The following is a 26,671-nucleotide window of genomic DNA, read 5'->3' as shown; positions in this document are numbered from 1 at the left end:
TCAGTTTATGGTGTGGATTGGAAAACTTTCGTATTGTCAGGATTTCGATACCAATCTACGTCCGTAGTTCCTAGCGATTCATACCAAGGTTTGAACTGAGAATAAGGGATTCGTATATTCTCTCCTTCGTAGGGCCATAGAAAATTACCTGGAATCAATAAATACCAAGGGAATCCCGTCGAATCCCTATATAAATCGACGCCTTTCGCATCGAAGAATTTACCGGCTGCATGAATGTCCTTATTCGTATTGATTACGTGTAGATACGTATCGAAAGGAGGAGGACCTAAGTTTGTCGTAGATATCGGCGAGGAAAGGATGACTTCCAAATGAGCCGATTTCCCGACATGAAACGTGTCAGTCTTTCTAGAATTCCAGGATTGGATAGTCGTAGAACTGTTACCGAGTATTTCCAACCCTGAGATAGCAGGTCCGGTTCCGCTCAATGCTTGCTCTACTGTCGTTCCATCATACCCTATGCGGTTCAGAGTGTAGGAACCTACGGCGGCTGCGGTCGGTAAACTAAAGTGAAGCGTATGATTATAAGCGGCTCCTTTGGCTACGTGAGTGAAATAACCTCGAACTCGAGCCACTCCACCGGTTGCATTTAGATCCTCTTCGAAATAAGTACGAACCGCATAATCGTTAAAGTCTGCGTCCCCCTCATTAGGAAACAAATCTTCGAAAGCAATCGTGTAGTAACCTGATACCGGGATCCGTACGATGAAGGCCCGAGTCGGATCGAATGGATATGCGTCGTTTATATCCGGAACTGTGTCCCCATCCGAATCCAGCAGAAGAGTTTCTTTTGCGGTGAACGAGATGGAAATTCTACGGCTGATCACCGTCACATTAGAAATATTGATATCGATGTCGTAGATTTTTCCGTACGCTTGTACTTGAAGATGGACGGTATTCGTATCGCTATCTACGGTAAAGCTTCCAGTTACTTGGCCGTTTGCATTCGTATACGCCGTAAAAATCGATTTACTACTCGGAGTACCAGGGGTAGCGGAAGCAACCGTCAATTGTACTAAGCTTCCGTTCACCGGGGCCACAGGATCGACTACCTGCACGTTTACAGTCAGCGTTCGAGTCGTATCAAATGCAAAATCAACGGGGGTTGAAGCGTCCTGAACTTGCACGCCAAAGTCAGAACTTCCTGTCGGGGCTGCCACGGGAGTCGCTCCCTGCGCAAGGCTAAGGAGCCATGCATAATCAGGATTTTGCTGCGACGAACAGGAGGTTAAAAAACAAAGCCCAAGTGCGAACCAGATTTTTGATATTTTTTTTGTAGTATCGGCCATATAAGAAACTTCCCAGAGACGACCTCATTATCGTTTCGCTGTTTCTTTATGGCAATATGCCCAAAGGTCTAATTTACCGCATCCTTAGGTAAAGACGATTTTCAACCGTACGTTAGAAATTCCACCTTAAACGCCGACATATTGGCATCCAGATGGAAATATTTTATGTACTAGAATGAATTCTATAAATATTAATAAGTTACTTATAATGTAGCCTCGAAACTTTCCAAAGCTTTGGTCCTAAAGGAATGGAAATCACCTGAAGTAAAAAACTTACAATATTTCAGGACTTCCTCCGGAATCTCGGAATATTTGGCCTCTTCATTGTTAATTTTTATCATCGTGTCCGCCAAGTAGATGGGGAAAATAATTTCTTTGTAATGCTCTTCGGCCAAAAGAGGGCGATGGTGGTATTCCATTCCCCGAGAATAAAGCTCGGGGAAATTCCATTTTTCCGCAATCAGGGCGCCGATCTTCGTGTGCGTAATTCCAAAGGCCGCTTCTTCTAAAGTTATGGCGGATGCGATTTCTTTCGAGGCCGAATAGTTTTGGATTTTATTCATCTTACTAGATTCAAGAGAAAGCAGTATAATTTCGCCTATATCGTGTAATAATGCGACCGACATTAAATTACTCACAGTTTCCTTTTGCATGGCCATTCTTAATGCGATCAGTTTGCAGTAATATGCACATTGATTCGATTTTTCCCAAATCGCAAGGAAGGCAGGAAATTTTTCCTCCAAAATCTGTTTGGTTCCCAGAGAGTAAAGAAGGACTTGAAGTTCTTTGAGTCCGATCAATTGGATTGCACGATCCAGGGATTCCACTTTTCCTCCCCGACGGAAGGCTGCGGAGTTGGCCAATTTAAGGATATTCGCAGATAAAGCCACGTCGCGTTTGATCATCTCTGCGATCTGGCCGATGCTTGAATTCGGTTTATCGATGGTAGTCTGAATGTCCTGGATCGCTTTCGGAAAAGTAGGTAACTCGTCGACCTGCTTGATGATCTCATCCGCTTTTTGAAGTTGGATATTCTCGCGCTGGATTCTAATCGGAATATCGATAATGACCGATGTGTTATTTCCCTGACTTTCCACTCTGTAGGAACTTGCGCCAAGGCCGTCGTTTTTCAACATCATTAAGGTCATAATTAAGCCGAGTCCCGCGCCTTCGGTCTCGTCGCCTTTTTCCATGAAGGCTTCGGCCAAGTCGTTATAGGTTTTGGCCTTTTCGATCCTCTGGTTGATTCGATCAACCTCTTCAGGACTTAATTTAACGTTATTCATTACGCGAATACGTATTGCATCTTTGCTGTGTATAAACGATACGAGAACCACATAATTATTTTTGAATAGTAGGTCCTCGTATTTTTCCTTATTATCGAGATACGATTTTTTAAAACCTATAATTTTACTTCTATACACCACAGGGTTCTGAATGTCCGCCTGTAATTCCCTGAAATAAATTCGTTTAACGTTCGCCTTAATGGTATTCGTGATCGTTTCTTTCAGAGCTGCAAGAACAGAATCCCGCACGAAAATAATATCCAAATGCAAAAGATATCGATCTAGAACTCTTGCCAGAACGTTATCCACATTTTCAGTTAAATTATGAAATTTGAAATGGAACGGTAGATTCTCTTGAATAGGATGATTCAAGTCCTTCAGATTGCTGAAGACTCCATAATCTTTATGGTGAAACAGTTCAAGGGTTTTTCCTTGGCTCATATTGTATTCAACTCTGGGAAACGTCGCCGTTCTTTGTCAAGATTTTGCAAGTTCGATTTATGTTAAAAATAATCCGTTGCTAAGCGAATTATACGGAGAAAATAGCTAGATTCCACAGGATAAGAGACAAATTATTTGTGCTTCGCGCAAAAAAGGAAGTTAGTCACTTTAGAAATAAAAAATAGACTTTTAGCGGTATTTTTTAGGACGTTTTTCCGATTAGTTTGGTCGTATAACAGTTCGTTAAAAACGGAAAAACCCCCCTTTTTTAGGGGAAAAATTCTGCTATTGTTACGGAATGATCATTCAATAAAAAGGTTGCTTCTTCTCCTCAAATTTGGTTTTATATTACCTTGGTTCCCGACTCGAAACCCCGACTAAAAGGGTAGAACCACCTGAATAAGGAGCGCTTTTCATGCCAACTACAGCAACCCCAAATCCGACAACGACAGCTTCCTCCCCTCCAGCCAGCATGGTCGTATTCCCTCCAGCCAATCCAAAGGAGATGGAGAGAATTTTTAAGCTACAAAAACGGCAATTTCACACGGTCTTAAAGCTTACGAAGGCGAAAGACAGGATTCAGCGTTTAAAAAAACTCAAGGCAGCAGTCGAAAGACTGACTCCGGAGATTAAACAAGCTCTTCAAAAGGATTTTCGGAAGGCTCATCACGAGACCGATCTTACTGAAATCATGCCTTCAATCGGAGAATTAAACGATGCCATTCGCCACGTAAGAAGCTGGATGCGACCTGTCCGGGTAAAGACTCCTATGTCTTTATTCGGCTCCTCCAGCAAAGTCGTTTATGAACCGAAAGGCGTTACTTTGATTATTTCGCCTTGGAACTATCCTTTCTACTTAACGATAGGTCCTTTGGTTGCCGCGATTGCGGCCGGAAATACGGCTATCATCAAGCCCTCCGAGTTTACGCCGGAAATGTCCAAGCTTTTAGTAAAACTCATAAAGGAAACATTCCCTGAAGAAGAGGTCGCAGTTTTCGAAGGAGACCATACCGTATCAACGGCTTTAATGGATCTTCCTTTCGACCATATTTTCTTCACCGGCAGTACGCATGTGGGAAAAATAGTCATGGCCGCTGCAGCGAAAAATCTTTCTACCGTGACTCTGGAATTGGGAGGAAAGTCTCCAGCCATTATCGTACCGGATGCGGATTTAAAGAAAGCGGCTAAAAAACTCATGTGGGGGAAAATCATGAACGCGGGCCAAACTTGCGTTGCCCCGGATTATCTCCTACTTCCGGAAGGAAAAACGGATGAGTTCGTAAAATACGCGAAAGAGGCGGTAGCTAATTTCTACGGTAAATCGGAGGAATCCATTAAACAAAATACCGATTTTTGCCGCCTAGTCAACCAACGGAATTTTCAAAGGGTTTCGGGCTATATTCATGAAGCGGTCGAAAAGGGAGCAAAAATAGCGATGGGAGGCGATACCGATTCGGCCCAGAATTACATCGCTCCGACGCTGCTTACTAACGTACCGGAAAATTCCCATATCATGGAAGACGAAATTTTCGGACCGGTTATGCCTATTCTCACCTATAAGACTTTGGACGAGGCGATCGAGAAAGTAGTTTCGAGACCGAAACCGCTCGCTTTGTACGTATTCGGAAAAAATAATAGATCAATCTCGAAAGTATTGAGAGAGACCTCTTCAGGTGGAGCCTCGGTCAACGAGGTAATCGTGCATTTGGTAAATCCTCATTTGCCTTTCGGCGGGATAAACCATTCCGGACACGGAAGCTATCACGGTTGGTGGGGCTTTAAAACCTTCTCCCATGAGAAGTCGGTGTTTAGGCAGGCGACTATTGCTTCCATCGATATGCTATATCCTCCTTATACCGGTTTCGTGGATAAGATGATCCAATTTACGAAGAAGTTTTTCGTTTAATAAAATCGAAATCCGATATTTCTGACCCTTTCTCGGAGTTTCCGAGAAAGGGTCTTTATTTGCGGGTTAATCCTAAAAATAGGATTCTCTAAATAAGCTTCTTCGCTTCCGCTACTGCAGCTTCGTAGTTAGGTTCGCTTGCAATTTCCGGAACTAGCTCCGCATATTTTACGGTATTGTTTTTATCCAGAACGAACACCGCTCTCGCGGATAAGCCTTTTAGTCCGCCATCGGCGATATGCGTCCCGAAAGCTTTCGAGAATGAAAAATCCCTAAATTGAGAGAGAGTGACTAAGTTCGGCGAATCGATTCCTTCGGTTGTGCAAAATCGGTTCATTGCGAACGGCAGGTCTCCGGATATCACGATCGTAACGATGCCGTCCAACTTAGCTGCTCGTTCGTGAAACTTCTTCGTTTCCAAAGCGCAAACAGACGTATCAAGACTGGGAACACCGACTAGGATTTTTACCTTGTCTGCGAAGTCTTTTAAACTTTTCGAGCTTAGATCTTTTGCCGTTCCAGCAAAGTCGGGAGCTTTGTCTCCGACTTGTAATAACTTTCCTTCCAATTGAACCGGACTTCCTTTTAATGTGACGCTTGCCATGAATTTTTCCTTAGCAAATTAGACTTATCATAGAGTATGGAGTTAGGAAATTGTGCGAGTCTATTTTCGAATCCCGTCCGCCTCACGACGCAATTCGAAGAAGGTCCAAATGCCTGCAAGAAATTCAACCCCGCCGGCTATAAGAATGGTAGGACCGATCCACTTCAATATGACGAAGATTCCTAAAATTACGAATTGGAACGTTCTAGTATGGGTGGAAAGAACCAAAAATTGCCTGACGTTTTGACTTCCCATATTGAAGTAAAAATAACCGAGGATCATTAGACAAAGGCCGGTAATTCGGACCCACACATCGGTTGCCTGAAGGAGAAATAGATTTAAAAAGAAATCAGGAATCGCTAATAAAAGAATTCCTTCAAAAACAAGATATATTCCAAAATACTGAACGCTTTTAGCTGCACCGATCATAATTATCCTCGCTCCAGAATTGTGCACAGATTTCTTGTGTTGGAAATAAAAATCGGATTTTTGCATAAGTTTTGGATAAGATAAAAAAATCTTGCATTTTTAAAATATAATTATTCGAATGGGCGAAGGCCGTTTGGCCGCTATTAAGTTTAGAATGAATTCCGTAAAACAACAGTCTAGTATTACAACCCTTTGGGTGGTCTTATGGATGCCGGTAGTGGTAACGCTACCTGGGCCTGGCTTTACGCCGTAGGGATCATTCGCAGACAGTAATCTTCGAAAAGCCCCCCTCGGCTAAAGCCGAGGGGGGCTTTTTTTATCGATTTTACATGGAGGAAAAAATGAAAACCAAGATCTTATTGGAACCGGATATATCACAAAATACGAATACTCCTAAAAATGGAGCCGAGATTGTCGTTCGTTTTCTCTTACATAAAGGAATCGGAACGGTCGTAGGAATTCCTGGAGGAGCAAACCTACCGTTGTACGATTCTTTGCACGGAAGCGGAATTCGTCATATCTTAGCCCGCCATGAACAAGGCGCCGGGTTCATTGCGCAGGGGATTGCTAGAGCTAGCGGAAGGGCGGCAGTCTGCCTGGCTTCTTCCGGACCAGGGGCGACAAATCTTATAACGGCAATCGCCGACGCAAAATGCGATTCGGTGCCTTTAGTTGCGATTACCGGACAGGTTCCTACATCTTTGATCGGTACGGATGCGTTTCAGGAAGTAGACACGTACGGCCTATCGAAGCCTATTACAAAAAGGAATTATATTGTTCGGTCGATTCCGGAATTAATCTCCGCGTTAAGCGAAGCGTTTCAAATTGCCGAAGAGGGTCGTCCGGGACCTGTGTGGATAGATATTCCGAAAAACGTTCAACTATCTCCGTACGTCGGCGATTGGGAAAAAACGTTGGAAGAATGGGATCTTTTAGAAACATCCGGAAATATAACGTTCGTCGACTCGTTTTTTGAGGAAAAGTTTACAAGATTTTGCGAACTTCTGCGGGATAGTAAACGACCTGTTTTGTATATCGGAGGCGGGATAAAACTTGCAGCCGCGGAATATCTTCTACGGGATTTTGCGGAATCCCAAGATATTCCGGTAACTTCCACTTTGATGGGCTTGGATTGCTTTCCTCAAAACCATCGCTTGTCGTTAGGAATGTTAGGAATGCACGGCGCCCCGTCTACGAATGTTTCATTAGAAGAATCTGATTTGCTTTTGGCCTTCGGCGTGAGATTCGACGACAGAGCTACCGGGAAATTGGAATCATTCTGTCCGAATGCGAAAGTCGTTCATGTTGATATCGATCCTAGAGAGATCGGAAAGCTGAGACGACCGGATCTTTCGTTTCAAACCGACCTATATGATTTTCTGAAGAGCGCCGCCGGAATTCCTTCAAGAAAAAGGGAGGAGTGGAATTCGCTTATTTCGAGTTGGAAGACGTTGTTTCCGTTTCCGAGACTTCGAGCCGGAAACGGATTTTCACCGGATGCCATTTTGAAGATTTGCAAAGATTCTCTGGGACCGGACACGATACTAACGAGCGACGTGGGCCAACATCAAATGTGGGTGGCTCAGTATTATCCGTTCCAAAATCGACGGACTTGGATTACTTCGGGCGGTCTCGGCACGATGGGCTTCGGGTTGCCGGTCGCCATCGGTATTTCGCTGGCAATGCCGAAGAAAACCGTCCTTTGCATTTCGGGAGACGGTTCCATTTTGATGAATATTCAAGAATTGGATACTCTCGCCGATCTGCAATCGAACGTGAAAATTCTAATATTCGATAATCGGCATTTGGGATTGGTTCGTCAGCAGCAAGAGCTTTTCTTTGAGAGCAGGTTTTACGGTAGTTCTTACGAGCGAGAGTCTAAATTGGCTTCTATCGCGCAGGCATTCGATATTCCGAGTTTGAATTTGGCCGAATCCGAGAATCCATTCGAAGAGTTACGGAAATTTCTGGTTAAACCGGGTCCGGGTTTTGCCGTTATTCCCGTGGATCCGACGTTGCATGTTTTACCGATGGTTCCCGCGGGAAAGGGAAACCTGGAGATGTTATTAGAATGAAACTATTTAAACATTTCCTAATATTTTCCTCTAAAACCGACTTAGATATAATTCTATCTAGTCTACTTTCTTGGCCCCGTTCCGGGGCATAATTTTCAATTAACAGATCTTTTATTTACCTTTAACGGTCCGTTTTCGGGCCGGTTGCAATAATTCCAGGAGGAATATATGCGCTTAGAAATACGCGATTTAAGAAACCAGGTGGAATCCTTATCTCCACGACCGATTATGAAACCGTTTCCGTTAAGAGAAGAGGAAACGAACTTTTTTTTCCGTTCATTACTTTCCGAGTCTCCGGTTGCAACGCTCCTCGAGAGTCTGGGACCGGAGTCGGATAATTCCAGATATACGTTCATTTCAGGATTTCCCAAACGAACGTTTACGGCAAAAGGAAATCGCTTGGATGTTGACGGAGTTCTCTTGGGTGAGGGAAATCCCTATGATTTGTTATCGGAGATCTTCTCTCCTCGAAGAAATCCCGGTTTAAGTGATTTTAGTACGGGCACATTTCACAGATCTTTCCTGGAAAATACGGAATCCGGGGGAGGAGGTCTTTATGGATTTCTTTCTTATGAGGCGGTAAACGATATGGAACCGGGGTTGGGATTAAAGGAACACCCTCAATTTCCCAAGTTTCAATTCGCTTGGATGGAAGACGGGATTTTAATCGATCGTAGGACGGGGAAGTCGAGATACTTTCATTACGGCACCGATCGCTATAAACTCTTTGAAGATATCTACAAAAAAAGAAACGTTAAATCAAATTCTATTTCTTTAAAGTATTTGGGACAGTCTAGGACTAAGGAGGATCACCGTAAGATGGTGGAACAGGCAAAGGAGGAAATTCGCTTAGGAAATACGTTCCAATGTCAAATAGGTTTTAGGCGATCATACGAAGTTCGAGGAGAGAATATGATGTTGTACGAGGCCTTGCGTGCAATCAATCCTTCGCCGTTTATGTTCTATATGGCGTTTCATAATCAAACACTTTTAGGCGCAAGTCCCGAATTACTATTTAGATTGAAGGATGGAGTCTTAGAGTCCTTTCCGTTAGCGGGTACGATTCGGAGAGGGGAGAATGAAGAAGAGGATCGAAATCTTGCATTTCAACTTCTTTCCGATCCTAAAGAAATCGCGGAACACAATATGTTAGTGGATTTACATCGAAACGATCTGGGGAGAGTCGCAAAATTCGGCACCGTGAAAGTTAGGGATTCGTTTGCGTTAAAAAAATTCAGTCACGTTCAACATCTTTCCACCGAGATTTCGGGGATTCTTAGATCCGGAAAGGATATGTTCTCCGGGTTGGCTTCGTCTTTCCCCACCGGAACTTTAAGCGGAGCTCCGAAAATGGAATCGATGCGAATTATAGAAAGAATCGAAAACGACCCTAGGGGACCGTATGGTGGAGCGATCGGTCGTTTCGGTTTTGACGGAAACTGTTCCTTTTGCATTCCGATTCGGAGTTTCTTTAGAAGTGGAGAGGAGGGATTTATTCGCGCATCGGGCGGCGTTGTCTACGACTCAGTTCCCGATTCGGAGTATCAGGAAATTCAAAATAAGATGGGCGCAGTATTGGGAGCCATCGACGAGGTATCAAAATGAAAGTTCTATTGGTGGATCATTACGATTCTTTTGCATACAATTTGTTCCAGTATTTGGGGGAGCTTTTGGAAGATGAGCTCGGTTCTCGATTTAGACTTGACGTATTTCGTCATGATGAGATCGAGTTTTCAAAAATCGAGGAGATGAAATACGATCGTATCGTATTATCACCCGGACCGGGGACTCCGAAAGACCCGAAATATTTCGGTGTCTCCGCGGAGATTCTGCTAAAACTTGAAGAGCAAATTCCTGTCCTCGGTGTTTGTTTAGGAATGCAAGGAATGGCGTTCGTCTCCGGAGCTTCTGTCGTACCGGCTTCCGTTCCGATGCACGGCAAAGTATCCGAAATTACACACGATGGAAAAGGGGTATTTGCCGATTTACCGAAGGATTTAAACGTTATGCGCTATCATTCCTTGGTCGTAGATCCGCGCGGGTTATCCGATCAATGGATACTCACCGCGTTTTGCGGAAAAGAGTTGATGGGGATTCGGCATAAGCACAGACCTTTAGAGGGGATTCAATTCCATCCGGAATCTTTTGCTACCGAAGGGGGGAGAAGAATGCTTTCGAATTTTCTATTTCAGGAACAAAGCAGGTAAGAGAATTTAAGTCGGATTAATATTAACTTGGGAAAGGTAAATATGCGGTTCGCAAGTATTGTCGGATTTTTTCGGCTAAATCTTCGATTCGAAACGGCTTTCCCAAGTAATCGTCTATCCCGGCCTTTGCGCAATGCTCTCTGTCCTCCGGGCTATCGTGAGCAGTTACTGCAACGATCCAGGGAATTTTACGGGAAGTGGGTTTCAACTTCAGGATCCTGGCCGTATCCAATCCGCTAAGTTCAGGCATCTGAATGTCAAGCAAGAGGAGATCTATTTCCCTTTTTTCCCAGAAAGCGAGGGCTTCAAGTCCGTTCGAGACGACTTCGCAAGATAGGCCCATCCTTTCCAACATTTTTCGGATCAGCTTTTGATTCACCGGATTGTCTTCGGCGACTAGGATGCAGATCGTAGAATAGCCGGAGAAATCCAACGTGTTCGGCAAATTCGACTTCGGTTTTGTAGGAAAGGAAACGCTTTCGGCGCTTGCCTTCGGTAAAACGATTTCCAAGAGAAAATTGCTGCCTTCTCCCACTCGACTTTCGACGTTTATTTTCCATCCTAAAGCATTGCAGATTTTTTTACTCAAAGCCAACCCTAGACCCGTTCCACCGTATTTTCTCGAATTGGACGAATCCAGTTGGGAGAACGCTTCGAAAAGATCCGGGATCCTTTCCTGTGCGATTCCGATTCCGGTATCTTGAAATCGTAATGTACCTCGAACATGCGTTTCGGAGATCGAAAGATTTTCCAAAGAGAAATCTATTTTTCCGCTTTCGGTAAATTTGAGCGCGTTGGATATCATATTGGAAATCACTTGCCGTATGCGACCCGCATCCGATCTAACCTCTAGTCGTTCAAGGTCCTTAGGAAGATTTAACGAGAAAGTGAGTTTCTTTTTCTCCGCTTCTTTTACTGCCAATATTCCAATTTCCTTTAATAATTCGATTAAGTTAAATTCAATGGAGCTGAGTACGAGCGCTCCCGATTCCGCCTTACTAAAATCGATAACGTCGTTTATTAATCTGATTAAATGTTCTCCACTCTCCTTAACCGAATCCAAATATTCCGACTGTATCTGATTCGTTTCGGTCTGATGCAATAAATCAACCATGCCCAGAATTCCGTGGACTGGAGTTCTGAATTCGTGGTTCATATTCACGAAAAATTGCTCTCTGGCTTTCTGTAGATCCAAAGTTATCGCCTGAGCGTGAATGAGCTCCCTAGTATTCGCCTCCAATTCCATATAAGCGACGACCGAATCCGCTAAGGCTCTCAAAGCTTCCAGTTGTTTCGAATCCAAGCCTCGCGGAACCGTATCAAGTACGCACAGTGTTCCCACGGCGATCCCGGACGGCGTCAAAAGAGGAGCACCTGCATAAAATTTTATGAAAGGAGATCCTGAGACTAGGGGATTCTTCTGAAATCTTTCATCCTTGGAAGTGTCCTCCACGATAAGAATTTCCTGGCCTTGAATCGCAAATTGACAGAACGAAATATCCCGAGGCGTTTCGGATACATCCAATCCGGTCTTAGATTTAAACCATTGTCGGTTCGCGTCGATCAGGGAAATAAGAGCGATCGGGGCGCTGCAAATAAGGGAAGCTGCTTTGGTGATTCCGTCATATTTTTTTTCGGGTGGAGTATCGAGGACCTTATACCTATCCAATTCACGAAGCCTGGCCATTTCGTTCTTCGGCACGGGAGCGACTGAATAAGGACTAGGAGTTTCCATAATGATAGCGGACGGTCGATAGACGCGATATTGTCTCCTAATCCTGGGATAACTATTCAAAAAAACAAGGGTTTTGCGCTTTAGATAGGCGTTTAAGATTTAAACTTTTTTTGACAAATTAAAAATTATTCTCTAACTCTTGATGACTTGAAAGCTTCTAGATCGTATCGTCTTTCCTTGTGATAAAGTCTCTTGGAGACTTCTCATATCTTTACATATTTGATTCCGAATTTTTCGATATGCCCAAACATTCAATAGACAACCGAGTCTCTTTAGTCTGAATCGATTCGTAAAAACGATTTTCGTATCCGTATCAGTTCCTTTGGGATCAGGATAAAACGAATAAGTATCACGTAATTGTAAAAAACGATTTTCCTTAGTTATTACTATTCTCGTGGGATATCTTTCCTCTTCCAAATTATAGCAAGAAGTGAGTTTCCAAAAACCGATTCCCACTTTGAGTTCATATTTATTCGTTCCCGGGACTCTTTTGCACTCTAGAATATAACTATCCCACTCCGGTAAATTCTCCAGGTCGGATACATAGTTAAACGCTTTAGCGAGTGGGGACGGAACTGTGAACGCGATCGTGGTCGTTAGCATGAAAATTCGTTGTACCCGAATGAGAAAAGACTTCCCTCTACTTATCGATCCAAAGTCCAATAAATAAGATCGAGGAAACTATGGGTTTTAGACGAATTATTGGAACGAGAATGGCCGAAAAAACGCTAGAGGGCGGAGGGTTCCCGGTACGAAGACCGTTCCCGGTCTCCGGTTTTTCCTATTGGGATCCCTTTTTACTTTTGGACGAAATGGGACCGATCGTATACGGACCGGGCGAGGCGATCGGAGCTCCGGATCATCCGCATAGAGGATTTGAAACGGTAACCTACCTTCTTTCCGGAGAAATGGAACATAAGGATTCATGGGGTCATGCAGGAAGACTCAAGGCGGGATCAATCCAATGGATGACGGCCGGTTCCGGATTAATCCATTCCGAACTTCCTTCGGCGGAATTCAGGAAAAACGGCGGTAGAATGCACGGGTTTCAAATCTGGGTGAATCTTCCAAAAGAAAGAAAATTGATATCTCCCCGATACCAGGAAGTAAATTCGGAAGAACTACCGATCGTGGAAAAAGACGGAGTTTGGGCCAAAGTTATCGCCGGAGACTTATGGGGAACATCCGCAGTCATACAAACGCAAACACCCATCGTATTTTTTCATTTAAAACTATCTCCGGGAGCATGGGCGGAAGTAGCAATACCTAACGGTTTTACCGGTTTCGCATATCCTTTCGTCGGCTCGGGAACGGCGATCGATTCCGATGGAGAGATAGAGGTTAGGGAAGGTGAGACCTTATATTACGGAAACGAGGAAGGAACAATTGCATTACGAGCTCCTGAGGATTTCGAATGGGAAGTTCTCATCCTTGGTGGAGTTCCTATTCAAGAGCCTGTTGCTCGTTACGGTCCGTTCGTGATGAATACGTCGACCGAAATTCAGGAAGCTTTCGAAGATTATTCCGCGGGAAAAATGGGCGCAATTCGCACCCAAGACTAGGTCTTGTTTTGAGAATTCGATTCCGCACTAAAAACAAAGACCGGAGAAGAATTTGCCGTCCTCGATAGAAACTATGAAAATCGCGGTCATCGGCGGTGGAGCGGCGGGTTTTTTCGGCGCGATTCAAAGCCGTCAACTTTCCGGCGGGCATTGTGAAGTAACATTGCTCGAAAAATCACCGAACGTCTTATCGAAAGTAAGAATTTCCGGCGGAGGAAGATGCAACGTTACGCATGCTTGTTTTGATCCGGAAGAATTAGCGAAACGTTATCCTAGGGGCGGAAAGGAATTACGCCATGCGTTCGAAAGTTTTCAGCCGAAGGATACGATCGATTGGTTCGAGCATCGGGGTGTTCGTTTGAAGACGGAGACCGACGGTAGAATGTTTCCGATCACGGACGATTCCGAAACGATCGTGGATTGTCTACTACGGGAAGCAAAACGGAATGGAGTTACGATTCGCACTAAAGTTCCAGTACTAGGAATATATCCGCGTCAAAACGAATCGAAAAATAGTTTTCTCGTAAAATGGGAAGGCGGAGAAAATGAGTTCGATAAAGTTCTACTTGCCTCGGGCTCTTCTCGAAAAGGTTGGGATTGGGCCAAAAATATGGGCCATACGATCGAAACTCCGGCCCCGTCTCTATTCACATTTGAAATTTCTGATTTTCTAATAGATGGACTACAAGGATTGTCTCTTCCAGAAGTGGAAGTGACTCTACCTGAATTCAAATTGAAACAGAGAGGACCGATATTAATCACTCATTGGGGATTAAGCGGACCCTCCGTTCTAAAGCTTTCAGCTTGGGCAGCAAGGGAACTCGCCGCCTGCGAATACAGAACGACTTTACTCGTGGATTGGATACCGGATCGATCTAGAGAAGAGGTTCGAGAGATATTGAAAACGTTGAAACAAAAAAATCCTTCGCGTAAACCTTCCGCTAATCCGGAATTCCATTTTGCTTCGCGTTTTTGGGAAAGAATTTGGGGGAAGGTCGGAGACAAGCGTTGGTCCGAAATTTCATCCAAGGAAATGCACGAGGTGGAGGAGACTCTGAAAAGAAGCGTGTTGCAAATCGAAGGGAAAGGGGCGTTCAAGGAGGAGTTCGTGACTTGCGGGGGAATTCGGCGCAAAGAGGTGGACTTTAAAACGATGGAAAGCCGTCTGGTTCGGGGACTTCATTTTGCCGGAGAGGTCTTGGACATAGACGGAATCACCGGAGGTTTCAATTTTCAGAATGCTTGGACGACTTCGTATTTAGCAGCTAAAGGAATGGTTTCTTAAAAATATAGGTAGCCGATCAAAGACTATTACGCATTCCAAGGATTCGGATAGGAACTATATCCGATTCGGTTCCCGTCGGGATCTCGCAGGTAAATAGTGTATTCCGTTCGGGATTCGATTTTTTCTCCGAATCGTTTTTCGATCAGCTTCTTAATATCGGAGGAATTCGCTTGAAAAACTAAGGCTTGAGGACCTTTTCGAAATTCTTCCCGTTCGATCATGATCAATGCCTCGCCGGATCGAAACCAGCTGGATCGAATTGATCCGTCCGAAAACAAATTATCTTTTTCGAATTCTATACCCGGTAAGCGGTCGTAAAAGGATTTTAACAAATCTATGCGGTCCGTTGCGATCGCAATATGATGGATCATTCGATTACTAAATCGGAATAATCCGGATTTCGCTTCAGAAAAGTTTCCACGTAAGAACAAGATGGAATGATCTTTTTTCCGGACTTTCGTGCGGCTTCTAAAGCAGCTTTCACTAAAATAGCTGCCAATCCTTTGCCGCGTAAACTGTCGGGTACGAAAGTATGAGTCAGATTCCAGATTTCCTTTCCGATTTCGTTATAATCCAGATAGGCCTCGAAGCCGTCCTGGATCAATACAAAGGTGCGGGCCTGTTCGTCGTGCTTTACTGCATTCATTTTATACAAGTTAGACATAGAAAATTTACGGTATAGAATTTTATTATTTAGGAGTTGGAAAAGAAGAAAGCGGCCCGTTCGGGAGAAATACAAAATCGTCGATAAAGTTAAAACCGGGAAAATTCGAGTCTGATCGAAGTCCCTTCGGAAGGCTCCATTATTATTCTCGCCTTAAGTTGTCCCGCTAAAGATTGAATGATCATTAACCCTAACGAATCGTGTTTATCTCCGTCGGCGATCGGCATTTTTCCTGCGGATAAAAATAAAAACGCGGACGAGTCTTTCGGCAGGCCGACCCCGTCGTCCATAACGCAAAGCGCCAACCCATTCTGGCGCTCTTCCAGCCGAACGGTGATTGTCCCTTTGCGTCCGTTAGGGAATGCGTGTTTAAGCGAATTAGAAATGAGTTCGTTGACTATGAGCCCGCAAGGGATCGCTTTTTCCATCGGAATCAGGATTGGCTCCCATTGCGTTTCGAATCGGATTCGATTTCCTGGCGGAGCTTGCGAAACAATCAGATGGTTTATTAAAGATTCCAAATATTTGTTCATGAATACGGTCGAGAATTTTCCTTGCTGATAAAGGTGGTCGTGAATCAGGGCCATGGCTCGAATTCGATCTTGGGCCTTTTCTAAGACTTCGATAGCTTGGGTATCCTGAGTATATAAGTTTTGAAGATTTAGCATTCCGGAAACGATTTGAAGATTATTCTTAACTCGATGATGGATTTCCTGCAAAAGTACTTCCTTTTCCTTCAAGTGTTCCGCTAATCGTTTCTCGATATCCCCTTTTTGGATTATCTCAGATTCCAGATGCTTCTTGGATCTAGCGATTTGAGAGCGTCGTTTCTTCAAATTATCCAATAGATTATTTTTTCTTTCTATATTTCGTTGCAATCCCAACATTAAAATGGTAAGCGAAAGGCAGACGATCCCATTCGAAACCAAAAAATTAAACCCGACGACGAAGAATCTATCTTGAGGCATCGACCACGTTAGTTGAAATTGCGATAGGGCCAAGGAAGTGATTAGGAGCGCCATAAAATTTCCGAATAGCGCGAAGATACAAGGAATTACGCCGAATAAAACGCCGGTTAGGACCGGAAAAGGGAATAACCATATCATTCCTCCGCCTTCCGGGCCGAGCGCTATAAGGAGAGAAGCACCTAAAAGGAAATTTAAGAATAGTACTCCGCAAGAACGCAGGGTAAACGGCAGCTTTTTTCCGAAGAATAAGATATAAATTAAGAGCATTGCGAACGTGTTTATGAATACAACCGAAGTTCGTGCTTCCTCCAATGCCAATAACGTGCTCGGAATATACGCGATAGTTCCCAATACTGCCATCGCTAAAATCAAGGAAGAAAGAACCGATTCACGCCAAAACGGTAAACCGTCCCGAATCGATTCGTCCGGGGCTATATAGTTCGAAATAGACCGTCGAATCCAGTTCAAAGCGCCGTACTTCTTTCTTCGCTTCATAACTAGTAATAATAGACTATCTTTGCACTGAAAAATATTCCTTTTTGCTTTTCGATCTAGATAGACCGAAAAAATAGGAACGTAAAATAGATATTCTATTTTTGATTTTCATCAGGAATTGCAGGTTTCTTAATATATAGTATGTTGTTTATTAATCCTTTTTGACTAATGTCACTCAATTGAGGAAAAAATTGTCAGGACGAAACATTTAAGAAAAAAAAAGAGGGCTTATGCCCTCCGAAATTGCGGTAGTTAGGTATGCATTGATTCCATGAATCGTGTTTCAGCAACTTATGGAATCGATTTGTTAGAATATCGTATTTTAAAATTTTATTTTCTGCTCGCGATAATTCCGTCTATCGATGCCCAACCGGATCCTTTGATTAGAAGTACGATCGAGATCGTAATTGCAAGAAGATGGTATTCTATACCTTCACCTTGTTGATTTCCGGCCCAGTTGATAAAAAATCCGTGAGGAATATGGACTAATAAAGCGACAGACATCGCAACCGCAATGCCTGCTGCCGCAACTCTAGTCAATAAGCCGAGTGCAAGGCCGATGGGACCGAGAAATTCCGCCGCAAATAAAAGAAGAACGAGTAGCGTAGGAATTCCCTGCGCGGTAAAGAAGCCTAACGTTCCTGAAAACCCATAACCTCCGAACCAACCCAACACTTTTTGCGCTCCATGCGGGAAAAACACGACGGCTAACACAATTCGCAAAATAAAAGACGTTATGTCCTTATCGGTCTTAAAAATTCTTTCAATCATATCAAAATCCTCCAAATGATTTGATAGGGTATAGTCTATTGTTGTATAGTTTAATATTAAAGTAATGGTCCGAACAATCCAAAAAACATTGGCTCCTCCTGTCCTTTAAAGGTCCCGAAGACCTACGGTCTTACAGATTTGTCCCAGTTGTTTTAAATCATCATCGGAAAGGGGAGACATTCGGTCTTTAAGATGCTCAAGGTAAGAAGGGAAAACCTTACAGATGAGTTCCTTTCCGGAGTCGGTTAGATTGACGATAAAATATCTTCTATCTTCCTCACTTCTAACTCGCTGGACAAGACCTCTTTTTTCGAGATTATCCACGATTTGAGTAATATTACCTTCACAGGAAAAAATCTTTTGTCCGATTTCTTTCTGACACATCGGGCCGAGGTGATGCAAAGTTTCCAAACAGCCAAATTGACCGCTCGTCAAGCCGAACTGACTTAAGACTTTGTCTTCCATAGAGCGTATCGAATCGGTGCAACGACCTAACTTTATGTACGCATCTAGGATTTTGACATCTCTTGGTTTTCCTTTGAAATGACTTCCCATATTAGTTTAAGAATGAACTATCTCTATTTAGACGGCGACTTTTCTCAAATGTCAATCTTTTTTCGGTCCAAGCACGCTTTCCTCCGCGGAAGAATTAGGCGTTTGTAGGATCCCAACAGGTTCTGAAATCTTCATTCCAAGATTCCATCTCTTGTAGTTCGCTTTGAGACAAGGAGAAGTCAAATACCTGCGAGTTTTCCTCTAACCGTTCTTTCTTTACCGATTTAGGAATTACTACAAATCCTTTATCGATCGCCCAGCGAATCAAAACTTGGGCCGGAGTTTTCCCGATTTTTCGAGCGATAGAAACCAATTTAGGATCGTTAATTTTTCTCCCGTGCGCTAAGGGGCTATACGCTTCTAGAATGATTCCGTTCTCCTTGCACTTAGCGGCTAAGTCTTTTTGATTCAAGAAGGGGTGGAATTCCACTTGGTTTACGGCAGGTATGATTTCTGCTTGTTGGAGGAGTTCCTCCAGATGAGAAACCGTGTAATTACTGACTCCAATCGATTTTACTAAACCCTCATCGTAAAATTTTTCCAACTCTTTCCAGGCCTGCTCTCTTGTTCCGGAAACGGGAAAATGAATCAGATATAAATCGATCGACTCCAAACCTAAACCCTTTAAGGAGGTTTCCAAATTTTTGCGCGGCTCCTTTTGATCGGAATTCCACAATTTAGTCGTCACGAAGATTTGATTTCTCGGGATTCCGCTTTCCTTAATTGCTGCGCCGACATCCTGCTCGTTTCCATAAATTTTTGCCGTATCGATATGGCGGTACCCTGCTTCTAGAGCCCAGTTAACCGCGTCTCTACATTCCTTTCCGGATTTGGTTTTCCAGACTCCAAGGCCAAGAACCGGCATCGGTATTCCGTTATTCAGTTGAATCGATTGCGTTAAGGGTTGTTTTAACATACGGAAAATTAGACTGTCCCGAATCGATTCGGTTGGAAATCATATTGAGTCCGAACGAATTTTTATTTTAAATAGGGACTTTTACCGGAACGAAAGAAGTCTCAATCGGACTTGCAATTTATCGAATCTCTTATTCAATACCCTTCATGCAAACAAGCACAGTTATTTCCGATTTTATTCTAGCGGCCTTTGCGGCTTGGACAGGGTTCCGACTTCACGGTAATTGGAATAAACAAAGCGGAGCCTGGGGATTTTATTCCATCGCTATCGGCGCCGCTCTTGGAAGTTTATTTTTTGCGGGAGTTACGGTAATCGAGCCTATCTATAGAATAGTGATCAGATTCGCCGCCGAAGTTGGAGTTCCTTGGATCGGCCTGGCTTTTTTTGTCGGAACTTTCGGAAGAATCAGCCGTAGGAACTGGATTACGATTTCTCTCTTTCTTGTTTTAATGTCGTTAGTGGATCGTTGGATTGGTTTAGGAGACTATTCCACCTTCATCGGAGCGCTATCTTTTATTACTATCATCGTATCCTGTGTTAAACGATATAATGGGGCCCATAAGCCTGCCGCAATGTACGGAATCCTCGGGTCTTTATTATTTATTTTTGCTGGTCTTGCAATCGGAACGGTAGGAGAGGCGGCAGGTATTTTAAAAGTCGATATTTACCATTTCGTTCTCGCCGGAGCTTGCTATTGCTTGGGCTTTTCTCTAAAAAGACTAGGATAATAAAACGATAATTTTTTTTATTCTAATTCTTCGAGCTCGTAGCTTAAATTAGCTCTAGCTTGTTTCTCAAGGGTTTCAAAAAATTCCCGACTGGTAAAAATCCGTTCCATCCGTAAAAAATATTCCAGTACTTTTTTTCTGCCGGAAGAATACTCTTCGTCGGAATATTCTTTATATTCGTTTCGAATGCTTCGAGCGTATTGTTGATATTCGGATTTTTCCGCGCCTAAAATCGATAAGTCACAATCTAAAAAATATCGGATATCCGGATCGTCCTGAGCCCTATGCATTTTAGTGGCGAGAATAAGATCCTTAACCTTAAAGATAAGAAGTCTAGGAGCATTGATCCGGTTTAATCTCTCCTCCGCCAATAGTGCGCTATTTTCTTCGTTCTGGAAATCCTTGGGATCGTAGATAATATCGTGATAAAACATCGCAAACAGCATGCTATCCCAGTCCTGAATTCTTGTCCGAACGGTTTTCAATCTGTCTAGAAAGGACTTTAGATGAGTAAGAGTGTGATAATGTCTATGGCTTTCCGAGTAGTTTAAGTTTATTTCGGTCCACAAAGCGTCGATTGCGCCTTTCAATTCGGAATACTTACTTGCAGTTCGGTAAAACTCTTCCCTTAACATGAACCTCTTCTCCTATCATTTTCGGAAATCCGCTTCGAAGTTCTTTATTACTTGATGCCGAGCTTTTTCGCTTATTACTCGGGGCATCCCGGAGATTAATTGTAGCGATTAAATTCATTCGTTACAATTAGTTTTCCTTATTCCAAGTTGAAAGAAAGGGCGATTTTCTTTAGCCGTTCGATTTACTGCTGTGATATGTTAAAGCTAGAGAGATACAATCCTGCAATTCGGCAACAGGGATCGATTCGTCGTATTTAAAAATGATACTTCGATTCCCTTCGAAGTGGAACTTCTTTCTGTACTTCCTTTTGAATTGTTCGACGAGGGTCGTCTGACAATTAAAGTAAATTCCATATTCATCTCCTTGAGATTCCCTGTGATGAATTCGAATCGTACTTCCGCTTTTTGTTTGCGTTGTCAGATAACTGGGTTCACCCCATTTTAAGGTTTCTTCCAAAGGACCGACGCTTTCCATCTTCGAAGCCGTGTCGAAAATCAATTGCCTCAAGAAAAGAAGTTTAGCCCGCATTCTTTCCGGATAATTATAGAAAACTTCGGCTACCGCGGCAGTTCCGAACTCTATCTTCTTTTTGGAATCCGTATTACTTTTCTTCGGTTTCATAGCTTGTCGCCAAATACGATCTTCCTCTTCGGATTTCCGCACCTAGAACTTTGGTGCGGATCGATATAAAATTCAAACCCTTTTTAGATCGGAAGAAATCGCGATATTATAGGTTCGCATTTTCGGGGAATGTAATAATTCGATTCGCTCGAATCAGGCGGGGATTTGTTCGGAAACTTGAGTGACCCATGAAGAATAATAATTGGAGAGCGTCCGTAAAAACATCAGGTCCATCTCGTTTTCCGGTTTGATGGCTCTCAACGCATTTGCATACTGGGTTCGAAAATCCGTAAGAGTTGCAGCTTCGGAAATATACGTCCGCATCGAATGCGCCTGCTCCGGTCCGAATCCATATTCATTCGACCACTTATCGATCAGAGTTCCGCAATTGTATTTTCTTGAGAGCAGTATTTGAGCCAATATGTTTCGAAACATGTTTTCGATGGAAATGATCGTAATATCCTTGTGCGCGATCGAAATGTCCGTTATGATCTCGTCCTTTTTATCGATTACGGCTTTGGAAGTTCCCATTTTGTTAAAAACTTTGGAAAGATCATTATAAGCTCTGAAATGTTTTAGAATGATCTCACGATCCTTTACATCCACCGTCCTTTGGTCTTCGGGGTGATTCATCTCTTGAAGAATCGACTCGATTACCTGAAACATGATGTCGAAAGTAAATTGGGTAGTTTTACCCAGTAAATAACGGATCTCGCTTTGAAAGGCGGCGTGAATTCCGATAAAAAAAGACTCTAGTTTTTCAGGAGGGAGAACGGTAGAGGCTTTAAAGTAGGAGATCATATCTCTTACGAACTTGGTTCGATCGAGTAGGGGGAATTGTTCCGGATGGTTGGAATGAGTGCGGATAAACGGTTCTTTAACGATTTTAATCGCACCGGTTCTTGCCTCTTCCGAACGAAAGATTACCCGATATAGCAGGAGGGAAATTTCCCGCGAAGTCTTCTTGTCTTTTAAGGTTTTGAGATCTGAAGGCTCGAGCAGATCGCTGCTACTAAGGTGCTTGCTCTGGACTTCTCCCATAGAATGGCTTTGCTTTTTTTCCTAACGCTTGGTATGTCTATACTCGGAGGAAAAAGCGAAAAGTAAAGCAGATTTGCCGACTGAGTCGGAAATCCATTGATTTTTCCACCCAAGCTTCGAAACTCGCTCGGACATATGAACAAAATCATCGGACCCGATAATCAAGTTAGGTACGGCGTTTGGGAAACTCCCATCGAATTTAATCATAACGATTTCCGTCTTCTGGATTTTTTCGGGAAGGAGATTACGGGATTAAGAAAGCGATTTGCATTCCATACATTCAATTATCTCGGCCTCCTTATGGAAGATTCGATAGTCGGAATTGCTGCAGTCAGTCTCGGCTATGCCTATAATGTGTTCGCTTATCTATATCGCTTTGACGAAGGGAAAGTATACGAATTCAATACTAAGGGGCCGGATCTTGGTTTAGCGTTAAAATTCCCCGTAAATCCGGACGAGTATCAGATTCAATTTAGAAAAGGGAAATCATTCTTAGAGATTCGTAAATCCCACTCCGAAGGGATTTTATCCTTAGAGGCAGATTTCGAAGGAAAGTTGAAAATTTCCGGAGAATTTCCTTATTCTCTTAACACTCATAATCCTTTGAGAGTTTTGAACCCTTCCGAACCGACTCGCTGGACGTTCACTGAAAAATGTTCTCCGTTATCGCCGACCCGTCTCTCCGTTCGCTATTTAGCGAAAGAACTGGTAAGAGATCCTAATAAATCGACTTTAGTATATGATTGGTCGGGCGGATATGTAAGAAGGGAAACGAATTGGTATTGGGCCGCGTTTTCCTCCGTCCTACCGAATAAAACTAAGATCGGAGCGAATTTCGCCGCGTTGGTAAACGAAAGCTTCTTTTCCGAAAATGCTTTCTGGATCAATGCAAAGCAGCAAAGAGTTGATCGCTGTATTTTCGATTTTTCTCAAGAAGATCCTTATAAACCTTGGCGCTTATGGGACGAAGCCGGTAGATTAAGATTGGAATTCAAGCCGGCAGGGGAACGTAGGGAAAAGATGAATCTTATTTTTACAAAATTGTATTTTAGACAATTTGTGGGAAAATTCTCCGGAACATTCCGACCGGATCAGGGAAAGGAAATTTCTTTCAAGAATGTTTGGGGTTTTACCGAGTTTCATCGTTCTCTCTGGTGAAAATTCGAAACGAAATACATTTCGTGAAACAAGAATTAATAAACGACTCTTCTGTCAGAAAGAGGCTTTTATCTATCGATGCATTGCGAGGATTTACCGTTGCCGGTATGATTCTTGTGAATAATCCGGGGTCCTGGTCGGCCATTTATTGGCCGTTGAAACATGCAAAGTGGTTCGGATGCACTCCGACCGATTTAGTTTTTCCTTTTTTTCTCTTTTCTGTCGGCGTTTCGATTCCGTTTTCCTCGATCGGGAACGGCGGGACTTTCTTTAAAATCCTGAAACGTGCTTCAATTCTAATCTTAATCGGATTATTTTTGCATTGGTTCGGAGAGTGGAGTATCGACCAACTCAGAATTCCGGGAGTACTTCAGCGAATCGGGCTGGTCTATTTCATCTCTGCGATCGCCTATCGCTCCTCGAATTTCCATGCCCGTATACTGATTTGTCTATCGATTCTTTTTGGATATTGGATCTTACTGGAATTCGTTCCGCCCCCAGGCTCGGATTCCGTGAGTTTGTCTCCCGGGAAGGATTGGGGGGCTTGGTTGGATCGAATCGTTTTCGGAGAAAATCATCTTTGGAAATCCTCTAAAACCTGGGATCCTGAAGGTTTGCTTAGCTCTCTTAGCGCAGTTGCCACGACGTTCTTAGGATTTTTTTTCGGGGAGGTTTTGAAAAAGGATTCGGATACAAAGAAGAATATTCAAAAAACTGCATTTAACTTCATCCTTGCTGCGATAGTAATTATGGTAGCCGGATGGATTTGGCACCAATTCTTTCCGATGAATAAAAGTCTTTGGACTTCCAGCTTTGTATTATGGACGGGCGGGTTAGCCGCTCTCCTGCTTGCGCTATTTCTTTTGCTCGAATCCATTTCCATAAAAAGCAAGGATTTACTATTAGCACCTTGGATTCCTTTCGGTAGGAATGCGATCCTCGTTTTTTTTGCGTCCGGAATTTGGGCAAGAACTTTGAACTTAATCCATGTCCGGAACGCCGGAGAATCAATAAGCCTCAAGACGTTTCTGTTTCAAAATGGGTTTGCGGTTTGGGCCCCCACGTCGGAATTCGCATCTTTGGCGTATGCGTTGAGTAATGTGGTTCTTTGGTTCGGAATTTTATATATGTTAGATAAAAAGAAACTGTACTGGAAAATCTAAGAACTTAAAATCGGTCGCCGCTTGAAATTCTTCCTAGCGGCCTCCTAAATACCGCAATTAGATCGTAAGCAATTTCTTTACGGCCATTAATAAGTCTTCGTCGTTAAACGGTTTGGTCATCCACCCTCTTGCTCCCGCGTCTTATCGTTTCTTTCGGGAGTTCTTGTTTTTGTAATTTCAATCTCGGTAGTCGTAAAAAAAATATGCAGAACTCAATGACCAGCAAACCTATTCGAAGAATTTGCGTGGGAGAATATTTTTTTCCGAAGAGCCGGTTGAATTGAAAACCCTTTTAGATTCTTGCGTTTCGGTTTGTCTTTTGATTCCGTAAGTCGTTTCGGCTTTATGAACCATATACTCTTACTAGATCGTATGTCGGAAGCGAGTGCGGATGCTTCGCCAAGATTCGGTTTCCGTGCAATGGAGATACTGATTAACGAGTTCGTAAAAAGAGGGAACCATAGAAGAAATCTTAGCGCTAAAATAATTGGCGGCGGCCGGATGACGACTATGTCCCCTGAACTTTCTGTCGGAACGAAAAATATTTACTTTGCTCGAAGTTTTTTAGAGGGTGAAGAGATACCTGTAATTGCCAAAGAAGTCGGCGGCCAATTCTATCGGAACTCGCGCTTTTTTTTCCGATACAGCCGAAGTTTTTGTCCGCCGTGAAAGGATGGATTTTGAAAGAAAAACGATCGAACGTCAGAAACAAGAATATCTTAGGGAATTGGAGAGAAACATTAAAGGACATCCTCCTGTAACCTTTTTTTAATTGATTGTTCGTACCATAGTATAACAACTTTATTTCCGTAATTCTTAAATAGGGAGAAACATTCCTGAATCCTGTCATTCAAACATTATCGTCCGGCGCGATTATAACCGATTGGTCCGGAAGAATTTTGGAATTTAGCCCGACGTTTTTATCGATGTTAGGTAGGGACCCGAATGTCGATCTACCCGAGAGCTATTTTGATTGGATCCATTCGGTCGATAAGGAACATGAAGAGCAGTTTCTGAAAAAAGCGCAAGACGGCGAAATTAAACACTATGAAATTCTAAAACGTTTACGGAGGGAAGACGGCTCTTACGAGGTATTTCAATCGATTAGCTCGGTTTTAGATTCGGCGAATTCTAAAGGAGGGAAATTATTCACTCTTTTCCTGCCTATCGATGGAGCTCCTCAATCCCCGGCTTGGAGAGAATCAGGCGATCTTATTAGGGGAGAGGAATTGTTAGGCGCCGAAATGGAATTTTACCGAAAAGCTTTGGAAATATTCGACTGGAAGCAATCATTAAAGGATCGTTATTCGTCCTCGTCGCGGATGGACTTAGCCATAAAGCAGATCAACATTACGCTTATGCAAGGAACCGGTATCGGGAGTTTGATGAGCGTCTTATCTATGATCATCACAAAAGCGAAGCGCAAGGAAGTCGAAGGAATCGTCGAAATCAGGGAAAATCTTTTCGATTTACTTAAAGATTCGGTGGATAGCACAGGAAAATTTACTCGATTCTTATCTTCGGCGCAGGCCCTCTTTGAGGAAAACCTGAAAGTCGAAGAAACAGCAGCAGTCGGAGATCTAATAGATTGCTTACGGGAATTAATCGACGAGATTGAACCTTCCGTTCAATTCCGGGGCCAGAAGCTCCTTATATCTGATAACTTGCATATTTTATCCAACAAACTTAGGTTAAAGAAGGTTTGGTTTCGGAAAATCATTCGCGAAGTTCTCATTAACGCCCTTAAATATTCTCCCGAAAAATCGAATATCATGGTTTTGGTTTTGAAGATCGGAAATGAAATTCAATTGAAAGTGATTAACGATCCGCCTTTTTCCGGCTACCTTCAAGAGTTTCATGAGGATCTCGTTTTCGAGCCGTTCTATAGGGGGGTCGAGTTTATGGACGAGCGTTACGATCAGGAGGAATTCGGAATGGGATTGGGTTTGTCTGTCGTAAAAAAACTGGTCGAGCTTCATGGTGGAAAAGTTCATTTGCAGACCATTAACTTGAATCTGCACGAGAATAAAAAAGAAGGAATTTGTCTGACAATTCGCCTGCCTGTAATCAGTTAGGGTTCTTTTCTTATTTTACTTCAGTAACCAGATCGTGCGCGAC

General features: G+C 43.1%; 26 protein-coding genes. 11 read left to right on the top strand and 15 right to left on the bottom strand.

What is annotated here, in order from left to right; translation table 11 throughout:
* Positions 1 to 5 precede the first annotated feature (5 nt).
* Positions 6 to 1,307, bottom strand: coding sequence for an LruC domain-containing protein (locus LEP1GSC050_RS08165; RefSeq protein ID WP_010570750.1), 1,302 nt, complete (start codon positions 1,305 to 1,307; stop codon positions 6 to 8).
* A 203-nt stretch (positions 1,308 to 1,510) separates the two neighbouring features.
* Complete coding sequence (locus LEP1GSC050_RS08160) at positions 1,511 to 3,034, bottom strand: HDOD domain-containing protein (RefSeq protein ID WP_010570749.1); 1,524 nt, start codon at positions 3,032 to 3,034, stop codon at positions 1,511 to 1,513.
* Between the two features lie 415 nt (positions 3,035 to 3,449).
* On the opposite strand from LEP1GSC050_RS08160, the gene LEP1GSC050_RS08150 reads away from it, so the two are divergent.
* Positions 3,450 to 4,940, top strand: a complete 1,491-nt coding sequence (locus tag LEP1GSC050_RS08150) for an aldehyde dehydrogenase family protein (protein ID WP_020987685.1) — start codon at positions 3,450 to 3,452, stop codon at positions 4,938 to 4,940.
* An 88-nt stretch (positions 4,941 to 5,028) separates the two neighbouring features.
* Here the strand turns inward: LEP1GSC050_RS08150 and tpx are convergent, their stop codons facing one another.
* A complete protein-coding gene (gene tpx / locus LEP1GSC050_RS08145) occupies positions 5,029 to 5,544 on the bottom strand; it encodes a thiol peroxidase (protein ID WP_010570747.1) in 516 nt (171 codons plus the stop codon).
* A 60-nt stretch (positions 5,545 to 5,604) separates the two neighbouring features.
* Entirely contained in the window at positions 5,605 to 5,973 is a 369-nt protein-coding gene (locus tag LEP1GSC050_RS08140; protein ID WP_010570746.1) for a DUF2065 family protein, read from the bottom strand.
* A 341-nt stretch (positions 5,974 to 6,314) separates the two neighbouring features.
* On the opposite strand from LEP1GSC050_RS08140, the gene ilvB reads away from it, so the two are divergent.
* The 3 genes from ilvB (at position 6,315) to LEP1GSC050_RS08120 (ending at position 10,255) form a co-directional block, all read left to right on the top strand.
* Positions 6,315 to 8,048, top strand: a complete 1,734-nt coding sequence (ilvB, locus tag LEP1GSC050_RS08130; protein ID WP_051184928.1) for a biosynthetic-type acetolactate synthase large subunit — start codon at positions 6,315 to 6,317, stop codon at positions 8,046 to 8,048.
* A 168-nt stretch (positions 8,049 to 8,216) separates the two neighbouring features.
* Complete coding sequence (locus LEP1GSC050_RS08125) at positions 8,217 to 9,653, top strand: anthranilate synthase component I family protein (protein ID WP_010570743.1); 1,437 nt, start codon at positions 8,217 to 8,219, stop codon at positions 9,651 to 9,653.
* Positions 9,650 to 10,255: an anthranilate synthase component II gene (locus LEP1GSC050_RS08120; RefSeq protein WP_010570742.1), complete on the top strand. Its 606-nt coding sequence runs from the start codon at positions 9,650 to 9,652 to the stop codon at positions 10,253 to 10,255. Before LEP1GSC050_RS08125 ends, LEP1GSC050_RS08120 begins: the two co-directional genes overlap by 4 nt.
* 22 nt (positions 10,256 to 10,277) lie before the next feature.
* Here the strand turns inward: LEP1GSC050_RS08120 and LEP1GSC050_RS08115 are convergent, their stop codons facing one another.
* Positions 10,278 to 11,990, bottom strand: a complete 1,713-nt coding sequence (locus tag LEP1GSC050_RS08115; RefSeq protein ID WP_010570741.1) for a response regulator — start codon at positions 11,988 to 11,990, stop codon at positions 10,278 to 10,280.
* 132 nt (positions 11,991 to 12,122) lie between these two features.
* Positions 12,123 to 12,593 carry an LIC13081 family protein gene (locus tag LEP1GSC050_RS08110; protein ID WP_010570740.1) on the bottom strand — a complete coding sequence of 157 codons (471 nt, stop codon included), beginning with the start codon at positions 12,591 to 12,593 and terminating at the stop codon, positions 12,123 to 12,125.
* Positions 12,594 to 12,673: 80 nt separating this feature from the next.
* Here LEP1GSC050_RS08110 and LEP1GSC050_RS08105 point away from each other — a divergent pair, with 80 nt between their 5' ends.
* Positions 12,674 to 13,552 carry a pirin family protein gene (locus tag LEP1GSC050_RS08105; protein ID WP_010570739.1) on the top strand — a complete coding sequence of 293 codons (879 nt, stop codon included), beginning with the start codon at positions 12,674 to 12,676 and terminating at the stop codon, positions 13,550 to 13,552.
* A gap of 73 nt (positions 13,553 to 13,625) precedes the next feature.
* Complete coding sequence (locus LEP1GSC050_RS08100; protein WP_040911235.1) at positions 13,626 to 14,837, top strand: BaiN/RdsA family NAD(P)/FAD-dependent oxidoreductase; 1,212 nt, start codon at positions 13,626 to 13,628, stop codon at positions 14,835 to 14,837.
* A gap of 26 nt (positions 14,838 to 14,863) precedes the next feature.
* Here LEP1GSC050_RS08100 and LEP1GSC050_RS08095 read toward each other — a convergent pair whose 3' ends face one another.
* The 6 genes from LEP1GSC050_RS08095 to LEP1GSC050_RS08070 all read right to left on the bottom strand — a co-directional run bounded on the left by LEP1GSC050_RS08095 (position 14,864) and on the right by LEP1GSC050_RS08070 (position 19,206).
* Entirely contained in the window at positions 14,864 to 15,208 is a 345-nt protein-coding gene (locus LEP1GSC050_RS08095; protein ID WP_010570737.1) for a VOC family protein, read from the bottom strand.
* Positions 15,205 to 15,483 (bottom strand): GNAT family N-acetyltransferase, encoded by a 279-nt coding sequence (locus LEP1GSC050_RS08090; RefSeq protein WP_040911541.1) that lies wholly within the window; start codon positions 15,481 to 15,483, stop codon positions 15,205 to 15,207. The genes LEP1GSC050_RS08095 and LEP1GSC050_RS08090 overlap by 4 nt, the downstream gene beginning before the upstream one ends.
* 107 nt (positions 15,484 to 15,590) lie before the next feature.
* Positions 15,591 to 16,964 carry a sensor histidine kinase gene (locus LEP1GSC050_RS08085; protein ID WP_010570735.1) on the bottom strand — a complete coding sequence of 458 codons (1,374 nt, stop codon included), beginning with the start codon at positions 16,962 to 16,964 and terminating at the stop codon, positions 15,591 to 15,593.
* Positions 16,965 to 17,294: 330 nt separating this feature from the next.
* Complete coding sequence (locus LEP1GSC050_RS08080) at positions 17,295 to 17,735, bottom strand: DoxX family protein (RefSeq protein ID WP_010570734.1); 441 nt, start codon at positions 17,733 to 17,735, stop codon at positions 17,295 to 17,297.
* Positions 17,736 to 17,840: 105 nt separating this feature from the next.
* Positions 17,841 to 18,290 carry a MarR family winged helix-turn-helix transcriptional regulator gene (locus LEP1GSC050_RS08075; RefSeq protein ID WP_010570733.1) on the bottom strand — a complete coding sequence of 150 codons (450 nt, stop codon included), beginning with the start codon at positions 18,288 to 18,290 and terminating at the stop codon, positions 17,841 to 17,843.
* 94 nt (positions 18,291 to 18,384) lie between these two features.
* Positions 18,385 to 19,206: an aldo/keto reductase gene (locus LEP1GSC050_RS08070; RefSeq protein ID WP_010570732.1), complete on the bottom strand. Its 822-nt coding sequence runs from the start codon at positions 19,204 to 19,206 to the stop codon at positions 18,385 to 18,387.
* A gap of 146 nt (positions 19,207 to 19,352) precedes the next feature.
* Between LEP1GSC050_RS08070 and LEP1GSC050_RS08065 the strand changes: the two genes are divergently transcribed.
* Entirely contained in the window at positions 19,353 to 19,934 is a 582-nt protein-coding gene (locus LEP1GSC050_RS08065; protein WP_010570731.1) for a hypothetical protein, read from the top strand.
* 17 nt (positions 19,935 to 19,951) lie between these two features.
* Here the strand turns inward: LEP1GSC050_RS08065 and LEP1GSC050_RS08060 are convergent, their stop codons facing one another.
* The 3 genes from LEP1GSC050_RS08060 to LEP1GSC050_RS08050 form a co-directional block, all read right to left on the bottom strand.
* Entirely contained in the window at positions 19,952 to 20,569 is a 618-nt protein-coding gene (locus LEP1GSC050_RS08060) for an HD domain-containing protein (RefSeq protein ID WP_010570730.1), read from the bottom strand.
* Positions 20,570 to 20,738: 169 nt separating this feature from the next.
* A complete protein-coding gene (locus tag LEP1GSC050_RS08055) occupies positions 20,739 to 21,191 on the bottom strand; it encodes a DUF1801 domain-containing protein (protein ID WP_020987744.1) in 453 nt (150 codons plus the stop codon).
* A 153-nt stretch (positions 21,192 to 21,344) separates the two neighbouring features.
* Positions 21,345 to 22,232 (bottom strand): LIC_13029 family protein, encoded by an 888-nt coding sequence (locus tag LEP1GSC050_RS08050; RefSeq protein ID WP_010570728.1) that lies wholly within the window; start codon positions 22,230 to 22,232, stop codon positions 21,345 to 21,347.
* A gap of 135 nt (positions 22,233 to 22,367) precedes the next feature.
* Between LEP1GSC050_RS08050 and LEP1GSC050_RS08045 the strand changes: the two genes are divergently transcribed.
* The 4 genes from LEP1GSC050_RS08045 (at position 22,368) to LEP1GSC050_RS08030 (ending at position 26,628) form a co-directional block, all read left to right on the top strand.
* Positions 22,368 to 23,390, top strand: a complete 1,023-nt coding sequence (locus LEP1GSC050_RS08045) for a DUF2804 domain-containing protein (RefSeq protein WP_040911233.1) — start codon at positions 22,368 to 22,370, stop codon at positions 23,388 to 23,390.
* 38 nt (positions 23,391 to 23,428) lie between these two features.
* Positions 23,429 to 24,553: an acyltransferase family protein gene (locus LEP1GSC050_RS08040; protein ID WP_408605400.1), complete on the top strand. Its 1,125-nt coding sequence runs from the start codon at positions 23,429 to 23,431 to the stop codon at positions 24,551 to 24,553.
* 345 nt (positions 24,554 to 24,898) lie between these two features.
* Positions 24,899 to 25,222, top strand: coding sequence for a chemotaxis protein CheD (locus tag LEP1GSC050_RS21305; RefSeq protein WP_156895955.1), 324 nt, complete (start codon positions 24,899 to 24,901; stop codon positions 25,220 to 25,222).
* 167 nt (positions 25,223 to 25,389) lie between these two features.
* Positions 25,390 to 26,628: an ATP-binding protein gene (locus LEP1GSC050_RS08030; protein ID WP_040911231.1), complete on the top strand. Its 1,239-nt coding sequence runs from the start codon at positions 25,390 to 25,392 to the stop codon at positions 26,626 to 26,628.
* Positions 26,629 to 26,671 lie beyond the last annotated feature (43 nt).

This window comes from Leptospira broomii serovar Hurstbridge str. 5399 (genome assembly GCF_000243715.2).
Taxonomy (GTDB): Bacteria; Spirochaetota; Leptospiria; order Leptospirales; family Leptospiraceae; genus Leptospira_B; species Leptospira_B broomii.
The sequence above is the reverse complement of the archived record's forward strand: the minus strand, read 5'-3'. Positions and strand labels throughout refer to the sequence as shown.